General features: G+C 63.7%; 20 protein-coding genes, 1 other RNA gene and 1 pseudogene. 13 read left to right on the top strand and 9 right to left on the bottom strand.

Annotated features, from left to right (window positions below):
• Positions 1-258 precede the first annotated feature (258 nt).
• From rnpB to rsmI, 4 genes are all read right to left on the bottom strand, one after another.
• Positions 259-718, bottom strand: an RNA gene (gene rnpB, locus AC6H0W_RS12100) — RNase P RNA component class A.
• Positions 719-744: 26 nt separating this feature from the next.
• The gene (locus AC6H0W_RS12095) at positions 745-1,158 is read right to left on the bottom strand and encodes a hypothetical protein (RefSeq protein WP_497577434.1); all 414 of its coding nucleotides are present in this window, start codon (positions 1,156-1,158) and stop codon (positions 745-747) included.
• Positions 1,158-2,201 (bottom strand): dihydroorotase, encoded by a 1,044-nt coding sequence (pyrC, locus tag AC6H0W_RS12090; RefSeq protein ID WP_497577433.1) that lies wholly within the window; start codon positions 2,199-2,201, stop codon positions 1,158-1,160. Before pyrC ends, AC6H0W_RS12095 begins: the two co-directional genes overlap by 1 nt.
• Positions 2,202-2,227: 26 nt before the next feature.
• The gene (gene rsmI, locus AC6H0W_RS12085; RefSeq protein ID WP_497577432.1) at positions 2,228-3,094 is read right to left on the bottom strand and encodes a 16S rRNA (cytidine(1402)-2'-O)-methyltransferase; all 867 of its coding nucleotides are present in this window, start codon (positions 3,092-3,094) and stop codon (positions 2,228-2,230) included.
• Between rsmI and AC6H0W_RS12080 the strand changes: the two genes are divergently transcribed.
• From AC6H0W_RS12080 to AC6H0W_RS12070, 3 genes are all read left to right on the top strand, one after another.
• A complete protein-coding gene (locus tag AC6H0W_RS12080; RefSeq protein ID WP_497577431.1) occupies positions 3,093-3,512 on the top strand; it encodes a YraN family protein in 420 nt (139 codons plus the stop codon). The genes rsmI and AC6H0W_RS12080 overlap by 2 nt on opposite strands.
• 125 nt (positions 3,513-3,637) lie before the next feature.
• The gene (locus tag AC6H0W_RS12075; RefSeq protein ID WP_497577430.1) at positions 3,638-4,231 is read left to right on the top strand and encodes a phosphoheptose isomerase; all 594 of its coding nucleotides are present in this window, start codon (positions 3,638-3,640) and stop codon (positions 4,229-4,231) included.
• Positions 4,228-4,893, top strand: coding sequence for a BON domain-containing protein (locus AC6H0W_RS12070; protein WP_497577429.1), 666 nt, complete (start codon positions 4,228-4,230; stop codon positions 4,891-4,893). The genes AC6H0W_RS12075 and AC6H0W_RS12070 overlap by 4 nt, the downstream gene beginning before the upstream one ends.
• 2 nt (positions 4,894-4,895) lie before the next feature.
• On the opposite strand, the gene mpl is transcribed toward AC6H0W_RS12070, so the two are convergent.
• Positions 4,896-6,242 carry a UDP-N-acetylmuramate:L-alanyl-gamma-D-glutamyl-meso-diaminopimelate ligase gene (gene mpl / locus AC6H0W_RS12065; protein ID WP_497577428.1) on the bottom strand — a complete coding sequence of 449 codons (1,347 nt, stop codon included), beginning with the start codon at positions 6,240-6,242 and terminating at the stop codon, positions 4,896-4,898.
• Positions 6,243-6,330: 88 nt separating this feature from the next.
• On the opposite strand from mpl, the gene AC6H0W_RS12060 reads away from it, so the two are divergent.
• The 8 genes and pseudogenes from AC6H0W_RS12060 (at position 6,331) to AC6H0W_RS12025 (ending at position 11,939) form a co-directional block, all read left to right on the top strand.
• A complete protein-coding gene (locus AC6H0W_RS12060; RefSeq protein ID WP_497577427.1) occupies positions 6,331-6,933 on the top strand; it encodes a hypothetical protein in 603 nt (200 codons plus the stop codon).
• Positions 6,930-7,475, top strand: coding sequence for a TlpA family protein disulfide reductase (locus AC6H0W_RS12055; protein WP_497577426.1), 546 nt, complete (start codon positions 6,930-6,932; stop codon positions 7,473-7,475). Before AC6H0W_RS12060 ends, AC6H0W_RS12055 begins: the two co-directional genes overlap by 4 nt.
• Before the next feature lie 61 nt (positions 7,476-7,536).
• A complete protein-coding gene (aroQ, locus tag AC6H0W_RS12050) occupies positions 7,537-8,025 on the top strand; it encodes a type II 3-dehydroquinate dehydratase (RefSeq protein ID WP_497577425.1) in 489 nt (162 codons plus the stop codon).
• Positions 8,026-8,072: 47 nt separating this feature from the next.
• Positions 8,073-8,516 carry an acetyl-CoA carboxylase biotin carboxyl carrier protein gene (accB, locus tag AC6H0W_RS12045; protein ID WP_497577424.1) on the top strand — a complete coding sequence of 148 codons (444 nt, stop codon included), beginning with the start codon at positions 8,073-8,075 and terminating at the stop codon, positions 8,514-8,516.
• An 8-nt stretch (positions 8,517-8,524) separates the two neighbouring features.
• On the top strand, positions 8,525-9,886 hold the full coding sequence (gene accC, locus AC6H0W_RS12040) for an acetyl-CoA carboxylase biotin carboxylase subunit (RefSeq protein WP_497577423.1): 1,362 nt from the start codon (positions 8,525-8,527) through the stop codon (positions 9,884-9,886).
• Between the two features lie 5 nt (positions 9,887-9,891).
• On the top strand, positions 9,892-10,788 hold the full coding sequence (gene prmA / locus AC6H0W_RS12035) for a 50S ribosomal protein L11 methyltransferase (RefSeq protein ID WP_497577422.1): 897 nt from the start codon (positions 9,892-9,894) through the stop codon (positions 10,786-10,788).
• Positions 10,785-10,847 (top strand): annotated as a pseudogene (locus tag AC6H0W_RS12030) (MJ0042-type zinc finger domain-containing protein); the annotation flags it as partial. The gene prmA and the pseudogene AC6H0W_RS12030, both read left to right, overlap by 4 nt.
• Positions 10,848-11,135: 288 nt before the next feature.
• Entirely contained in the window at positions 11,136-11,939 is an 804-nt protein-coding gene (locus AC6H0W_RS12025) for a DUF3426 domain-containing protein (RefSeq protein ID WP_497577839.1), read from the top strand.
• Positions 11,940-12,012: 73 nt separating this feature from the next.
• On the opposite strand, the gene AC6H0W_RS12020 is transcribed toward AC6H0W_RS12025, so the two are convergent.
• Both AC6H0W_RS12020 and AC6H0W_RS12015 read right to left on the bottom strand, forming a co-directional pair.
• Positions 12,013-12,480, bottom strand: a complete 468-nt coding sequence (locus AC6H0W_RS12020; protein ID WP_497577420.1) for an outer membrane lipoprotein — start codon at positions 12,478-12,480, stop codon at positions 12,013-12,015.
• Positions 12,477-13,415: a carbohydrate kinase family protein gene (locus AC6H0W_RS12015; RefSeq protein ID WP_497577419.1), complete on the bottom strand. Its 939-nt coding sequence runs from the start codon at positions 13,413-13,415 to the stop codon at positions 12,477-12,479. The genes AC6H0W_RS12020 and AC6H0W_RS12015 overlap by 4 nt, the downstream gene beginning before the upstream one ends.
• 141 nt (positions 13,416-13,556) lie before the next feature.
• On the opposite strand from AC6H0W_RS12015, the gene AC6H0W_RS12010 reads away from it, so the two are divergent.
• Both AC6H0W_RS12010 and AC6H0W_RS12005 read left to right on the top strand, forming a co-directional pair.
• Entirely contained in the window at positions 13,557-14,315 is a 759-nt protein-coding gene (locus AC6H0W_RS12010) for a GNAT family N-acetyltransferase (RefSeq protein ID WP_497577418.1), read from the top strand.
• 17 nt (positions 14,316-14,332) lie between these two features.
• A complete protein-coding gene (locus AC6H0W_RS12005; protein ID WP_497577417.1) occupies positions 14,333-15,091 on the top strand; it encodes a lysophospholipid acyltransferase family protein in 759 nt (252 codons plus the stop codon).
• On the opposite strand, the gene AC6H0W_RS12000 is transcribed toward AC6H0W_RS12005, so the two are convergent.
• Both AC6H0W_RS12000 and AC6H0W_RS11995 read right to left on the bottom strand, forming a co-directional pair.
• Complete coding sequence (locus AC6H0W_RS12000) at positions 15,088-15,885, bottom strand: symmetrical bis(5'-nucleosyl)-tetraphosphatase (protein WP_497577416.1); 798 nt, start codon at positions 15,883-15,885, stop codon at positions 15,088-15,090. The two genes, AC6H0W_RS12005 and AC6H0W_RS12000, sit on opposite strands and share 4 nt — an antisense overlap.
• Positions 15,885-16,892: an NAD-dependent epimerase gene (locus tag AC6H0W_RS11995; RefSeq protein ID WP_497577415.1), complete on the bottom strand. Its 1,008-nt coding sequence runs from the start codon at positions 16,890-16,892 to the stop codon at positions 15,885-15,887. The genes AC6H0W_RS12000 and AC6H0W_RS11995 overlap by 1 nt, the downstream gene beginning before the upstream one ends.
• Between the last annotated feature and the right edge of the window lie 6 nt (positions 16,893-16,898).

The following is a 16,898-nucleotide window of genomic DNA, read 5'->3' as shown; positions in this document are numbered from 1 at the left end:
TTGCTGCCACTCTAGAGTAAAGAATTGGCATGGTCAAGCCGCCCAGCAGGGGTTTTTCGTTGCGTCACAATGACTTACCGGGCACTCCAAAACGGGCGATTTACCCCGAGAAATCAATGCTCCGCACCATGCTCTTGAGACAGCACCTGAGATATGTCGCGACGAGAGGGGAAACATCTGGAGAACAATCGTGAAAACGTGCGGCAAAATGAAAAAACCCCGCTGTCGCACGCTGCGACAGCGGGGTTTTCAAGTCGAAGTGGAAGTCCGCCGATAAGCCGGGTTCTGTCGAGGCCTGCTGCGCAAACAGCAGGCCCGGGCAATCATTCCTCTGGGAGCCGCGTTACCGCGACCCTCTAGCAGCCTACCCGGGAGCGACGCGAGCCACGCCATTACTCCCCTATTTGGCCTTGCCCCGGATGGGGTTTACCGTGCCGGTCCTGTTGCCAGTCCCGCGGGGGTCTCTTACACCTCCGTTTCACCCTTACCTGTGCCCTGAAGAAGCGGGCCTTGCGGCTCGCCCTGCGAACCTTGCGGCTCACTCTTCATAAAGGACTTTGCCGCCTTGCGGCGGCGAAGCCCGAGCCATCGGCGGTCTGCTCTCTGTTGCACTTTCCGTCGCCTCACGGCGCCCGGCCGTTAGCCGGCATCCTGCCCTGCGGGGCCCGGACTTTCCTCCACGCACAACGAGGTGCGCAGCGATTGCCTGGCGAACTTCCGCTGTGGATTATACGCAGCTATGCATCAAGTACCCGCCGGAACGAAAACCGGATTGCCATCAGCGAGACGGAATTGGCCCACTGCGCGCCCCGGCGGCTGGCCGGTGGCATTCACCCAGTCTTGCACAGCGCATGTTTCGGTACCGACCAGATACCAACGCGCCCCCTGGCGCATGGCCCACAGCAGCGACCCCGCCTCGAAGACATCGATGGGCGTCAGGGTCTTGGCATCGGGATGGATCGCGACTTTGCGCTGACAATTGGGCAAGCGCGAAACCACCACGTACTGCTTGATCTGCGCATCCCAGAAATAGGGCTGCTCACGCACCAGTACGATGGCGTGCTGATTGGTATCGACGGTGTAGGCCGTGGCGCTGTTCTCGCACCCGGCCAACAGCACGGCACCAAGCAGCACCACGCATGCGCGCGCGCGTCGCATCACGCCTCCGTCTGCAAACGCCAGCCGACGGTCTCGCCGGCACGCAACGGCACCACCACCTGCCCATTGATCCACGGATACGATTCCGGAACGGTCCATGATTCCCTCACCAGCGTGATGCGCTCGCGATTCGGCGCGACTCCGTAGAACGCCGGCCCGTTCAGGCTGGCAAACGCTTCCAGCTTGTCGAGCGCACCGGCTTTCTCGAACACTTCGGCATACAGCTCGATACCGGCATTGGCGACATAACAGCCCGCGCAGCCGCAAGCGGACTCCTTGTCGCCCTTGGCATGCGGAGCCGAATCAGTACCCAGAAAGAATCGGGCATCACCCGAAGTCGCCGCATCCACCAGCGCACGGCGATGCTGCTCGCGCTTGAGCACCGGCAGGCAATAGTGATGCGGGCGGATGCCACCGGCAAAAATCGCGTTGCGGTTCATCAGTAGATGATGCGGGGTGATGGTGGCACCGACACCACTGGCACGCGAGCGCACGAAATCCACCGCAGCCGAGGTGGTGATGTGTTCGAAGACGATGCGCAGCCCCGGAAAGCGCTCGACCAACGGCGAGAGCACACGCTCGATGAAGACATGCTCACGGTCGAACACGTCGATCTCGCCATCGGTGACTTCACCATGCACGCACAGCACCAGCCCGCGTTTCTCCATGCGTTCGAGCACCGGATAGACCTTGGTGATATCGGTAACGCCGGAGTCTGAGTTGGTGGTGGCACCGGCCGGGTACAGCTTGAGCGCCACGACCACGCCGGAATCCTTGGCGCGATCGATTTCGTCGGGCGACATGTTGTCGGTGAGATACAGCGTCATCAGTGGCTCGAACTTCAAGCCAGCCGGCACGGCGGCAAGAATGCGCTCGCGATACGCCACCGCCTGCTCGGCGGTGGTTACCGGCGGACGCAGATTGGGCATGATGAGGGCGCGACCGAAGCGCTCTGCCGTGTGGGGCACAACGGCCGCCAGTGCGGCGCCGTCGCGTACGTGCAAGTGCCAGTCGTCCGGGCGCACGAGGGTGATGGATTGCATGATTTCCTGAGCCTTTACGGGTGACGTCATTCTAGTCCCTGTTTCAATTCGAGCGCGCGCGCATAGAGCGGCTTGCGCGGCACACCGGTGATCTCCGACGCGAGTCGTGCCGCGGACTTAACGGGCAGCTCCGACAGCAGCAAGGCGAGCACGCGCTCGACGTCAGCAGACAAACCTTCCTCCACCTGACAACCGGACACCACCAAAACGAATTCGCCGCGGGAACGGTCGGAATCGGCCGCCAGCCACTGCGGCGCATCTGCAAGCGGCATGCGCACGATCTGCTCGTGACGCTTGGTGATCTCGCGCGCAACCACGATTTCGCGCTCGCCACCAAGCTCGGCCAACAGATCGTCCAGACTTTCGGCAATGCGGTGCGGCGATTCATAAAACACGAGTGGCACCGGCGAGTCCACGAGCCCCTGCAGCACAGCTCGCCGCGCGCCCGCCTTGTGGGGCAGAAAACCGACGAAGCGGAAGCCACCTTCGCCCATGCCCGACGCGGACAGCGCCGCAATCGCGGCGCAGGCGCCGGGCACAGGCGTGACCGCATACCCCGCCTCGTGCACGCGCGCCACGGCTCGCGCGCCGGGGTCGGAAACAGCCGGCGTGCCGGCATCGCTGATCAACGCCACGTGCTTGCCGTCAGCCAGCAGGCCGATCAGCTTGGTCGCGGCCGTCTGCTCGTTGTGTTCGTGCAACGCCAGCAAATGCGCCCGAATGCCGTGCGCATCCAGCAGGCGCTGGCTGTGACGCGTATCCTCCGCGGCCACCACATCGACTTCACGCAAAATACCCAACGCGCGTGCGCTGATGTCGGACAGATGCCCGATGGGTGTAGCCACCACATACAATGACGGCGTACTGGACAGAAAGCTTGCGGGGTCGCGCATGAGCGGACGTTCCGATGCAGAAAAGAGAAGCATTGTCGGCCCCTGCGCCGTGGATGCGCAAGCGCGCGGCGTGCAAGCCGAAGCGCTGGCCGAGCGCTTTCTGGCACGGCATGGCGTCTCGACCCTGGCGCGGCGGCTACGTTGCCGCGGCGGCGAAATCGACCTGATATGCCTAGAGGGCGCCACACTGCTGTTCGTGGAAGTCCGTTTGCGCGCACCAGGGCGATTCGGCAACGCGGCGGACAGCATCACGCCGCTCAAGCAACAGCGCATCATCCACGCCGCACACTGGTGGCTCAGCCGCGACGGCCGCAAACACGCGCAGCGCGCGATGCGCTTCGACGCCGTGCTGTTCGACCAGCTCGACACCCGCAATGCGCGCTGGCTTCGAGGCGCGTTCGAGGCGAGCGCTTGGTAACTTCGTGTAAGTCACCTACAGATGCGAATGGCCCACAGGGCATACTTTCTGCATGAATTTCGCAGCGCAACACGCATGCTAGACTGCGAATCCCGCCGAATCCCGGCGTTTTCCGAATCGCCACCATGGATCTCATCAAACGCATTTCCCGTCAGTTCGAAGACAGCGCCGCCGTCAAGCTGAACGCCCTGTCGCAACTTGCTGCGCCGATCGCCGGCGCCATCGAAGCAATGACGCAGAGCCTGCTTGCCAACGGCAAGATCATGGCTTGCGGCAACGGCGGTTCGGCCGCCGATGCGCAGCACTTCGCCGCCGAACTGCTCAACCGTTTCGAGATGGAGCGCCCCCCGCTGGCCGCCATTGCGCTGACCACGGACACATCGACGCTTACATCCATCGCGAACGACTATGACTACGTGCAGGTCTTTTCGAAGCAACTGCGCGCGCTCGGCCAGCCCGGCGACGTTTTGCTGGCGATTTCCACCAGCGGCAACTCGCCCAACGTCATCGATGCCATTCATGCCGCACACGAGCGCGACGTGCGAGTGGTCGCACTGACCGGCAAGAACGGCGGCAAGATGAACGATCTGCTTGGTCCGAACGACATCCACATTTGCGTACCGTCCGATCGCACAGCACGCATTCAGGAGGTCCACCTTCTGGTTCTGCATTGCCTGTGCGACGGGATCGATTGTCTTCTGTTAGGAGTCGAAGAATGATGGACACCCCCGCCGTTAACCGCCGCCGTATCCTGCTTGGGCTGGCCGCCGGCGCCAGCCTGCCGTTGCTGCAGGGCTGCGCCCCGCTGCTCGTCGGCGGCGCAGCCACCACTGCAGTCGTGGCCTACAACGACCGCCGCACTTCGGGCGCAATCGTCGAGGATGAAGGCATCGAATGGCGCGCCCGCCGCAGCCTGCGCGACCGCTTCGGCAACGCTGCGAACATCAGCGTTACGTCATACAACCGGACCGTGCTGCTCACCGGGCAGGTGCCGTACGACAACATGCGCGGCGAAGCCGAGCAGATCGCGGCGCAGGTCGAAAACGTTCAGGGCATCGTGAACGAGATCCAGGTGTCCGGCCTCAGCACGCTATCCGAGCGCAGCAACGACGCCATGCTCACTTCCATGGTCAAGGCTCGCCTGGTCGACAGCAACAATGTCGGCGCCAATCACGTGAAGGTGACGACCGAAATGGCAACGGTGTACCTGATGGGCATCGTCACCCAGGCCGAAGCCGAAAGCGCCACCGAAGTGGCTCGCACCACGCGCGGCGTTCAGAAGGTAGTGCGCGTGTTCGAAATCGTCACGCCCGAGCAGGCCGCCAAATTCGATGCCGCCAAGAAGGCATCGAATAACGGGTCGTCGAACAACGGCAACTGATCTCAGCGCGCGAGCGCGGCAAGCAACTTGCCGTGCACGCCGCCGAAACCACCGTTGCTCATCACCAGCACATGGTCGCCGCACCGCGCATCACGCGCCACGGCGGCGACCAATGCATCCAGATCTTCAAAGGCCCCTGCCAAGCGGCCACCCAACGGCGCCAAGGCTTCAGCGGCATCCCAACCCAGTCCTTTTGCATAGCAATACACGCTATCCGCGCATGTCAGACTCTCTGCAAGCCGCGATTTCATCGTGCCCAGCTTCATGGTGTTGGAGCGCGGCTCCAGCACGGCCAAGATACGCCCGCCCTTCTCGCGCTTGCGCAAACCTTCGACGGTGAGGGCGACTGCCGTTGGATGATGAGCGAAATCGTCATAGACGGTGACGCCACGCTCGACACCGCGCACTTCCATGCGGCGTCGAATACCTGAAAAACTCTCCAGTGCCTCGATGGCCACCTCGACCGGCACGCCAACGTGACGCGCCGCCGCGATGGCGGCCAGCGCATTGCTGCGGTTGTGACTGCCCGACATGGGGATTTTCGCGCGTCCGACGGGCTTCCCATTGTGAGAGAACTCAGCCTCAAGCTCGTCGGGCGCTGCCACTGCCCACTCTCCGCCGTCACCGAAGCGCTCCACCTCTGACCAGCATCCCCGCGCAAGCACGCGGTCGAGAGTGGACTCAGCGGCGTTGGCGACAATGCGACCGCCGCGCGGGACGGTTCTCACCAGGTGGTGAAACTGCGTCTCGATGGCCGCAAGGTCTGGAAAGATATCGGCATGGTCGAACTCGAGGTTGTTCAAGATGGCCGTGCGCGGGCGGTAATGCACGAACTTGGATCGCTTGTCGCAGAAGGCCGTGTCGTATTCATCGGCCTCAATGACGAAAAACGGGGTGTCGCCCAGACGCGCCGAAATGCCGAAGTTGCCGGGCACGCCGCCGATCAGGAAGCCCGGCTTCAGACCGCCGTATTCGAGCATCCACGCCAGCATCGAGCTGGTCGTCGTCTTGCCGTGCGTTCCGGCCACTGCAAGCACCCAACGCCCCGCCAGCACGTGCTCGGCGAGCCATTGCGGCCCGGACACGTAGGGCAGACCGCGATCCAGGATTTCCTCGAGCAAAGGGTTTCCGCGCGACACCGCGTTGCCCACCACGAACAGATCTGCACCGATCCCCACCTGGGAAGCATCGTAGCCTTCGATCAAGCCGATGCCCTGCTCCTCAAGCTGGGTACTCATCGGCGGATATACATTGGCATCGCAGCCGGTGACCTTGTGGCCTGCGGCACGCGCCAGCAAGGCAACGCCTCCCATGAACGTGCCGCAAATGCCGAGGATGTGGATGTGCATTCAAGCTCCCGGTAACGCCCCCACCGTGGCGGCGCGTGTAGAATCGAGGCATTCTACATCCACCGCCGACGAGCCCCGAGCCGCCAGCATGCGCCACCATCCCACACCGCCGCGAGGCAGTTACATACGGCGCGAGATCGCCGCGTTGGCTGCCCGCCTGATGGCCGAAGATGGCATCAACGACTTCGGCTTCGCCAAACGCAAGGCCGCCAAACAACTCGGCGTCTCCGAGACAGAGGCCCTGCCGAACAACGCCGAAATCGAAGCGGAACTCCGGGCCTGGCAAGCCCTCTATCAAGACGACGAGCAGGAAGACCGCATCCGCGCCATGCGCGAAACCGCGGTAGTCATCATGCACATGCTCGAAGAGTTCCGCCCGTACCTGACCGGCGGCGTGCTGGACGGCACGGCAGGCCGCTATTCCGAAGTTGAAATCGAGCTCTACCCGGAAAGCGCCAAAGACGTGGAGATCTTCCTGCTGAACGAAGGCATCACTTATGAACATCGCGAGTCGCGTCGCGTGACCAACTACATGCCGGAAGTCATCCTCAGCTTCGACTGGGACGATGTGCCGGTGCGCCTGACGGTGCATGAGCAGGTCGCCGAACGCAGCTCACGCCGAGGCACGGATCGTGCTCGCGTTACCGCGGTCGAAGCCATGCTGCAAGCCAACGCACAGGAAGAAAAATGAAGCGAGCCCTGCAGGTCGTGATTTTGCTGGCCGTTGCCATCGCCGCCGCGGGCGCGGGCCTGTATGCCAGTCAGGCCGTACGCAGCCCATTGGCCCCCGAGGGCGTGACGGCTGCCGCCCTGCCCGGCCTGATGGCCACCACCCTGCCCGATACGGACGGAGTGGAACACGCCATTGCCAACTGGCAAGGCAAGATACTGGTGGTGAATTTCTGGGCCACCTGGTGCCCGCCCTGCGTGAAGGAAATTCCCGAGTTTGCTGCGGTCAGCCGACACTTCGCCGATCAGCCGGTACAATTCGTCGGGCTGTCGATCGACTCCGCCGACAAGGTCCGCGAATTCAAGGAGCGTTTTGACGTTCCTTACCCCTTGCTGATCGGCTCCAGCGACACGTTGCAACTTGCCAGCGAATTCGGCAATACGGCCCGCGCACTGCCTTTTACCGTGATCGTCGCACCGGATGGTCGCATCCACAGTGTTACGCTAGGCACCTTGAGCGAGGCCGAGCTCACGGGCAAAATCCGGTCTCTGCTGCACTCGTAACGCATTCCGAAGACGCTCCAGCGCTGGACAAAATGCGTCGAACTACGGCAAACTCGCCGCCATGATGCAATCAAAACGCAAGAAGCCCGCAGAAGCACCCCCACCCCGCGGTCGCGTTCTCGCCTTGCACGGCCCCAATCTCAACCTGCTTGGCACGCGCGAACCCGAGGTTTACGGGCGCACCACGCTGGCCGACATCCACACAGCCATGGAAGCACGCGCTCAAGCGCACGACGTTGTCGTGGAATCCTTCCAGAGCAATCACGAAGGGCAACTCGTCGATCGAGTGCAGGCTGCAGCGGCTGAAGGTATCGATTTCATCATCATCAATCCGGCCGCGTACACCCACACCAGCGTCGCCCTGCGTGACGCCCTCGCGGCGGTGAATATTCCCTTTATCGAAGTGCATCTATCGAACGTTCATGCACGCGAGTCGTTCCGTCATCACTCGTATTTCTCCGACCGTGCTGTCGGCGTGATCTGCGGGCTGGGGGCCGACGGCTACATGGCGGCACTGGATTTCGCATTGGCGCGCCTCACCGAAAACTGAAACCCTCTGGCGACGCGCGACTGCGCCCGCCCCCCACGGAGAAAAGAATGGATTTGCGCAAGCTCAAGAAACTGATCGACCTCGTCCAGGAATCGGGCATTTCCGAGCTGGAGGTCACCGAGGGCGAAGAAAAGGTACGCATCGCCAAGCACCTCCCCGCCTCCCAGGCCGTCAGCTACGTCACGGCCGCCCCCGCTGCCGCAGCGCCTGCCGCTCCGGCAGCTGTTGCGCCGGTTGCCGATGACGCTCTGCCGAGCGGCCATGTCGTCAAATCCCCGATGGTCGGCACGTTCTATCGCGCGCCTTCGCCGGGCGCCAAGCCCTTCGTGGAAGTGGGCGACAACGTGTCTTCGGGCGGGCGCCTGTGCCTGATCGAAGCCATGAAGCTGATGAACGAAATCGAAGCCGACGCCGATGGCGTGGTCAAAGCCATCCTGGTCGACAACGGCCAACCGGTGGAATATGGCCAGCCCCTCTTCATCATCGGCTGAGCGAGCACATGTTTGAAAAAATCCTGATCGCAAACCGCGGTGAAATCGCATTGCGTGTTCTGCGTGCATGCCGCGAACTGGATATCCGCACCGTCGCGGTACATTCCGAGGCTGACACCGAAGCCAAGTACGTCAAGCTGGCCGACGAATCGGTGTGCATCGGCCCTTCGCCATCGGGCCAGAGCTACCTGCACGTTCCGAGCATCATCGCCGCGGCCGAAGTCACCGACGCCGAAGCCATCCACCCCGGCTACGGCTTCCTGTCGGAGAACGCCGACTTTGCCGAGCGTGTCGAGCAATCGGGCTTCGTGTTCATCGGCCCGCGCGCCGACACCATTCGCATGATGGGCGACAAGGTTTCGGCCAAGGACGCCATGAAAGCAGCCGGCGTACCCTGCGTTCCGGGCTCGGATGGCGCCCTGCCGCCAGACCCTTCTGAGATCATCCGCATCGGTCGCGAAGTCGGCTATCCGGTGATCATCAAGGCAGCGGGCGGCGGCGGCGGCCGCGGCATGCGCGTGGTGCACACCGAAGCTGCGCTGCTCAACGCCGTGACGATGACCCAGACCGAAGCCGGATCGGCCTTCGGCAACCCAACGGTTTACATGGAGAAGTTCCTAGAGAACCCGCGCCACGTCGAATTTCAGGTGCTTGCCGACACGCATGGCAACGCCGTACATCTGGGCGAGCGCGACTGCTCCATGCAGCGCCGCCACCAGAAAGTCATCGAAGAGGCGCCGGCTCCGGGTATCCCGCGCGAGTTGATCGCCAAAGTGGGCGAGCGCTGTGCGGACGCCTGCCGTCGCATCGGCTACCGGGGCGCCGGCACCTTCGAGTTCCTGTACGAGAACGGCGAGTTCTACTTCATCGAGATGAACACCCGCGTGCAGGTGGAGCATCCGGTGACGGAGATGATCACCGGCATCGACATCGTGCAGGCACAGATCCGAATCGCCGCAGGCGAGAAGCTGTGGTTCGGCCAGGATGACGTGCGCTTCTCCGGGCACGCCATGGAATGCCGCATCAACGCCGAAGACCCGTTCAAGTTCACGCCCAGCCCCGGCAAGGTCACCAACTGGCACATGCCGGGCGGCCCGGGCGTGCGCGTCGATTCACACGTCTACAGCGGCTACACCATTCCGCCGCACTACGACTCGATGATCGGCAAGCTCATCACCTACGGTGACACGCGCGAGCAGGCCATGCGCCGCATGCGCATCGCTCTGTCGGAGATGGTGGTCGAGGGCATCAAGACCAACGTGCCGCTGCACCAGGAGCTGATGTTCGACAACCGCTTTGCGGAAGGCGGCACCAGCATCCACTACCTCGAACACCGCCTCGCCGAGCGTGGTGATCTGAAGAACGGCTGAGTCGCATGTGGATTTCGGTCACGCTGCAGGCGGAGGCCAACCAGGCCGAAACCCTGTCTGAAGCCTTGATGGACGCCGGCGCACTGTCGGTATCCATCGAGGACGCCGACGCCGGCACGGAAGCCGAAAAGGCACAGTTCGGCGAACCTGGGCATCTGCCCACCTCGCTGTGGGACCATAGCCGTGTCGTAGCCCTGTTCGGCACCGACACGCCGTTGGAGCACGCGCTGGCAGAGGCTGCCGCGCTGGCCGGGCTGTCTGCCGTGCCGCCCTTCACTTGCGAAGAGGTAGCCGAACAGAACTGGGTGCAGCTCACGCAAAGCCAGTTCGACCCCATCCGCATCACCGACCGCATGTGGATCGTGCCCTCGTGGCACGAAGCACCCGATGGCGACGCCATCAACATCGAACTCGACCCCGGCATGGCCTTCGGCACCGGCTCCCACCCCACCACCCGTCTGTGCCTGGAATGGCTGTGCGAGGCCGTGACGCCGGATTGCTCGGTGCTCGATTACGGCTGCGGCTCGGGCATTCTCGGCATCGCCGCAGCGCGTCTCGGCGCAGGTGACGTATTGGGCATCGACATCGACGAAAAAGCCGTGGAAGCGGCCCGCGACAACGCCGAGCGCAATCACGTGAGCATGCGCCTGCAACATTCCGGCGTGCCGCTGGAGGCATGCTTTGAAGTGGTTGTGGCGAACATCCTCACCAATCCCTTGAAGGTTCTTGCTCCGCTGCTGGCTGCGCGTGTGGCGCCGGGCGGGCGCATCGCGCTGTCAGGCGTGCTCGTCGAGCAGGCGACGGACGTCATCGCCGCCTACGCTCCATTCATCGCACTTCAGGTTGGCGCCACCCACGAAGGCTGGGCCCGCCTCGAAGGGAACAAACCACCCTCCGCATGACGATCACGCGCTGCCCGGCCTGCTCGACCACCTTCCGAGTCAGCCCGGAGCAGCTTGCGCTGCGCAACGGCCGGGTGCGCTGCGGACATTGCTACCGCCCCTTCGATGCGCTGGCTTACGCCGTTGAGGAAGAAGAGGCCGCTCCTGCCGAGCCCGTCGCAGCACCGCCAGCACCCGTTCCACAACCGCGGCCCACGGCGCCTGCCGCGCTGCGCTCGGGGCGCAGCATCCCTGCTCCTGCTCCTGCTCCTGCTCCTGCTCCTGCTCCTGCTCCTGCTCCTGCTCCTGCTCCTGCTCCTGCTCCTGCTCCTGCTCCTGCAATGGAGCGTGCCGCCACGGCGCAAGCGGTGCCTGAAGAGCTTCCGCCACAGCCCTCGGAGTTGGCTGACCTCGACTTTCACGTACCCGAATTGCCAATGCGGGACGAGCCCGGCGCCAGTGTCGCTGCGGACGCGCACAGCGCACGGCGATGGGAGCCGACGGAACGGCGCAGCTCCGAACATGACGATTTCCGCCAACGCTGGCGCAACGGTGGCGTTCGCATCGACCCAGCACCAGGCGATGCTGAACTGACTACACCGCCCGCCCCCGCGCCGCTTCAAGAGCCTCGTCGTGAGCGCGAAGTCGAGAACTGGCGGGATCAGGCCTACACCACCGAGAACGTACCGATACGGTATCGCTGGCTGAAGGCGCTGTGCATCGGCGTTCTGCTGGGCACGCTCGGCGCCCAGGCGAGCTACATCTACCGCGAACCCATCACGCGCTCATGGCCGCAACTGCGGCCGCTGTATCTCAGCGCGTGCGCGCAGCTTGGCTGCGAAATCCCGCTGCCCAAGCGCATCGACGATATCGTTATCGAGCGCTCCAATCTCGAATTCAGCGCCCCCGGAAGTGCGCATTACGAATTGCAGGCGGTGATTGGCAATCGTGCCGAACATCCGCAGGAAGTGCCGCACATCGAACTGACGCTGACCGACCTTGGCGATCAACCGTTGGTGAGGCGCGCGCTCACGCCAGTTGAATGGCTGCCGAAAGATTTCAACCGTGAGCAAGGCATCGAGGCCGGCACTCGCGTCGCCTTCACCTTGCCATTCGCTGCCCGCGACCTGAAGGGTGTGACAGGCTTCCGCGTAACCGCGTTCTACCCCTAAGCGCCCGTCTCTGCGCAGCCACCCAAAAGAAAAGCGGCCAGAAGGCCGCTTTTGCTTGGTGCCATTCAATCGATCAGCGCGTCACACGCATCGTGCTGCCGTCTCTGACCAGGCGAACACGCTCACCGGGGCGGAAATTCTCGCCCTGATCTTCCTGCACCACGGCCAGCATGCGCCCGTTCGCCGTCACCACGGTTACCTCGACCCCCGTCTGACGCGTCACACCCTCTTCCACGGCGGAACCGGCCAAGCCACCGGCCACCGCACCAAGCACCATGGCGATGGTACGTCCGCTGCCGCCGCCGACACCGCTGCCTGCGATGCCGCCCACTGCGCCACCCGCGATCGTACCGACCGGCGACTTGGTGCCTTCCAAGCGGACTTGACGGACCGATTCGACGGTCGCCACCTCGACTTCCATCGCACGCCGAGCCTCGCCGCGCTCGTAGGTTCCACCCCCCAGGCCAGAGGCGCAGCCTGCCAGCATCAACGCGGCCAACGCCAAAACCATCCAACCTGCTCGATTTTTAACGATCTTCATGCCCATAACTCCTCACCAAAAGCACTGCGATACACATTAGCAATATCGTCGCGGGAAGGGCTGTGATTTTGCCCGCCGCGGTGTGCGATCTTCAGCGCGCCCATCACCGACGCAAGTCGGCCACAGCGCTCCCACTCCATTTCATTGGCAATGCCGTACAACAAGCCCGCGCGGTAGGCATCGCCGCAGCCCGTCGGATCTTCGATGCTCTCGGCTGCGACACACGGCACTTCGATGCACCGGCCCTGCACGTAGATTCTTGACCCTTGCGGGCCGCGCGTCACGACCAGCGCCTCAACCAAGGCGGCAATGCCCTCAAGCGTCAAGCCGCTGCGCTCGCACAACATCTGCGCTTCGTAGTCGTTGACGGCACACCACGTCGCAAGGTTCAGAAAGCGCAACAAATCCTCACGATCGAACAACGGCAGTCCCTGGCCCGGATCGAAGATGAACGGAATGCCGGCTTCGGCAAATTGCTCGGCGTGCTGCAGCATGCCGTCTCGCCCGTCGGGCGCAACGATGCCGAGCTTCACACCGGGTGCGTCGCCAACGTGATTCTCGTGGGCGTGATTCATCGCGCCGGGGTGGAAAGCGGTGATCTGGTTATCGTCGAGGTCGGTGGTGATGAAGGCTTGCGCGGTGAAAGTGCCAGGCACTCTACGCACGTTTTCGCGAGACAGCCCCAGGCTGGCGAGACGCTCGAAATACGGAGCGATGTCGTCACCCACCGTAGCCATGATGCGGGCGTCGGCACCCAGCAGGGCCAGGTTGTAGGCGATGTTGCCGGCGCACCCACCGAATTCGCGGCGCATGTCGGGCACCAGAAACGACACGTTCAGGATGTGGATCTGCTCCGGCAGGATGTGATTGCGGAAGCGATCATGGAACACCATGATCGTGTCGTAGGCCATCGAACCGCACACCAGAATGCTCATCTCCCACCCCTTTGGCGAAAGCACGATTATAGGCGCCCGCCACACTGAGCAGCCGTAACCGCGGCGTAACACTCGCGTCATTGCGCTGCAATGCGCCCTTCTCAAACTGCCCGCACACAGAAGAGCGAAGAGGAAAAGACCATGTTGCAGACCGAACGCCGTGCCTTCCTGCGCGAACCACGCAGCCTGCACGTTACGCTGGCGACCTGCGAAACCGAGATTCTGGAAGCGCAAAAACTGCGCTACCGCGTGTTCCACGACGAGATGGGCGCACGCCTGCCGACCCGCACGCCGGGTGTCGATCGCGACGTATACGACCCGTTCTGCGAACACCTGATCGTGCGCGACGAAAACCTCGGCCGCATCGTCGGCACCTACCGCATCCTGTCGCCCTCGGCAGCGCGCAAGGTGGGCGGGTACTACTCCGAGAACGAGTTCGACATCACTCGCCTGCAGCACCTGAAGAGCCGCATCGTCGAGATCGGGCGCTCGTGCATCGACCCGGAGTACCGCAGCGGAGCGGTGATCACCCTGCTGTGGTCGGGCCTGGCGCGCTACATGCTCGAGAACAACTACGAATACCTGATGGGCTGCGCCTCGGTGAGCATGGCCGACGGCGGCCACAATGCCGCCAGCCTGTACAATCAGCTCAAAGACGCTCACCTGGCGCCGCTTGAATATCACGTATTCCCGCGCCACCCGCTGCCGCTGGACCGACTGCGCGGCAACCTCGAAACGCACACCCCGCCGTTGATCAAAGGCTATCTGCGCGCGGGCGCCTGGATTTGTGGGGAACCTGCATGGGATCCGGATTTCAACACGGCGGACCTGCCGATCCTGCTGCCGATGAACCGGCTGCAGAGTCGCTACGCCCGCCATTACGTCGGCCGCCCGGACTGAAGCCCCCTGGCCTTGCAATGCGCCTGTGGCGCAGACTGCGTCTGACGCTGCACCTGTTCGTCGGCCTGGGCACCGTCATCGCCATCTTTCCGTTCGCCTCCACGCAGAAGCGGCGTGCGCTGCGCCAGCGTTGGTCACATCGCCTGCTGTATATCGTGGGCATCGAATTGCGCGGCAGCGGCGAGCGCATTTCGCCGGGCACGCTGCTGGTGGCCAACCATGTGTCCTGGATCGACATCTTCGTGATCAACGCGCTGTCTCCGGCAGCGTTCATCTCGAAGGCCGAAGTGCGCAAGTGGCCCGCCATCGGCTGGCTCGCCGCCACCAACGAGACTGTATTCCTGCAACGCGGCAGCCGCGGCCACGCGCGCATTGTCGGCGGGGAAATCACCGGCAGCCTGCAGGCCGGCACCACCGTGGCGCTGTTCCCCGAAGGCACGACCACCGACGGCAGCCACGTGCAGCACTTCCACGCAGCGCTGCTGCAGCCTGCGCTGGATGCTGCCCGGCCGATCCAGCCGCTGGCGATCCGCTACCGTGACGCCGGTGGGCAATACACTCGCGCTGCGGCCTATTACGGCGAAATGTCACTGCTCGAATGCATCAGCAACATCATCCGAGAGCCGAAGATCGTGGCCGACGTGGTGGTGATGGAAGCGGAGGTGTATTCCGCCGAGGCCGACCGGCGACCGATCGCCAATGCCTTACAGGCGCGCATCGCAGAGCAGGTAAGGCCCGACGACGACACGTCGCACACAGAGCAGCGCGCAGCTTAGCCGTTTTCCTGGAAGGCCTGCCCGTCTTCGAGGCGCACGGCGGTGAGCTTCCCGCCCCACACACAGCCCGAATCGAGCGCAATCAACCCCGGCTCGCGGTGAAAGCCCAGTGCCGACCAATGTCCGCACACCACGGTGTGGCCGCGCCAGGAGGGTTTGTTGGCACGAAACCACGGCACGGTGCCGGAAGGCCCCTTGTTCGGAGGCCCCTTGCCATCAAGCGCCAGACGCCCTTCGGGCGAACAGAAACGCATGCGCGTCATCGTGTTCACGATGAAGCGCAGACGCTCCCAGCCTTTCAGATCGGCACTCCACTTACTTGGCTTGTCGCCGAACAGGTGCTTGAGAAAGTCCTTGGCGCGCGGCCCGCGCAGCGCGGCCTCGACTTCGCCCCCCAGAGCCAGCGCGTCGGCTGCACTCCATTGCGGCACCAGCCCGGCGTGCACCAGCACGTGCTGGTTCTCGACGTGCGCCATCGGGCAGCCCGCCAGCCAGTCGAGCAACTCTTCGCGGTCAGACGCCTTGAGCACGTTGTCGAGCGTATCGTCACGCCCGCGCTGCACCACGCCCCCAGCCAACATCAGCAAATAGAGATCGTGGTTGCCGAGCACGCAGACGGCCGCGCCCCCAAGACTGCGCACCTTGCGCAGAACTTCGGCCGAATGCGGGCCACGATTGACCAGATCGCCCGCGATCCACAGGCGGTCTTCGGACGGATCAAAGCGGATGCGGTCAAGCAGGCGTGAGAACGGGGTGTAGCACCCCTGAATGTCGCCAATTGCGTAGGTAGCCATCAGCGTCCGTAGTATTCGCGGTACCAGGCCACGAAGCGGCCTACACCCTGTTTTACGGGGGTTGACGGCGCGAAGCCTACCCATTCGGCCAGCTCGGCGGTGTCGGCGCTGGTCGCCGGCACGTCACCGGCCTGCATCGGCAGCATGTTCTTCTGCGCCTCGCGGCCCAGCGTGGCCTCGATGGCGGCGATGAAATCCATCAGCGGCACCGGGTCGTTGTTGCCGATGTTGAACACGCGGTAGGGCGCATGCGACCGCGCGGGGTCTGCCGCAATGGCGTCGTAACCCGGGTCGGCTTGCGGCACGCGGTCGAGCGTGCGCACCACCCCCTGCACGATGTCGTCGATGTAGGTGAAATCCCGCCGCATCTGACCGTGGTTGAACACGTCGATGGCACGCCCTTCGAGAATGGCCGACACGAACAGGAACAGCGCCATGTCGGGCCGCCCCCACGGGCCATACACGGTGAAAAAGCGCAGCCCGGTGGTCGGCAGTCCGTACAGATGGCTGTAGGTATGTGCCATCAATTCGTTGGCCTTCTTGGTCGCGGCATACAGGCTGACCGGGTGGTCGACGCTGTCGTGCTCCGAGAACGGCATCTTCTCGTTGCCGCCATACACGCTGGAACTGCTGGCATACACCAGATGCTGCACCTTGCCGTGGCGGCAGCCTTCGAGGATGTTCATGAAGCCGACCAGGTTGCTGTCGACATAGGCGTGCGGGTTCTGCAGCGAATAGCGTACACCGGCCTGGGCGGCCAGATGCACCACGCGATCAAAGCGCTCCTCGGCGAACAAGCGCGCCATGGCCTCGCGATCGGCCACATCCATGCGCACGAAACGAAAGCCCGCCTGCGGCGTGAGCCGTGCCAACCGCGCCTCTTTCAGCGAGGGGTCGTAATAGTCGTTGAGATTGTCGAGGCCGACGACTTCATCACCGCGCGCGAGCAAGACTTCGCTCACGTGCATGCCGATGAAGCCGGCAGCGCCGGTAACGAGGACTTTCATGCGTGG

This window comes from Pseudazoarcus sp. NS20 (assembly GCF_059703745.1).
Note: the sequence above shows the minus strand (reverse complement) of the source record. Positions and strands in the feature narration are given on the sequence as shown.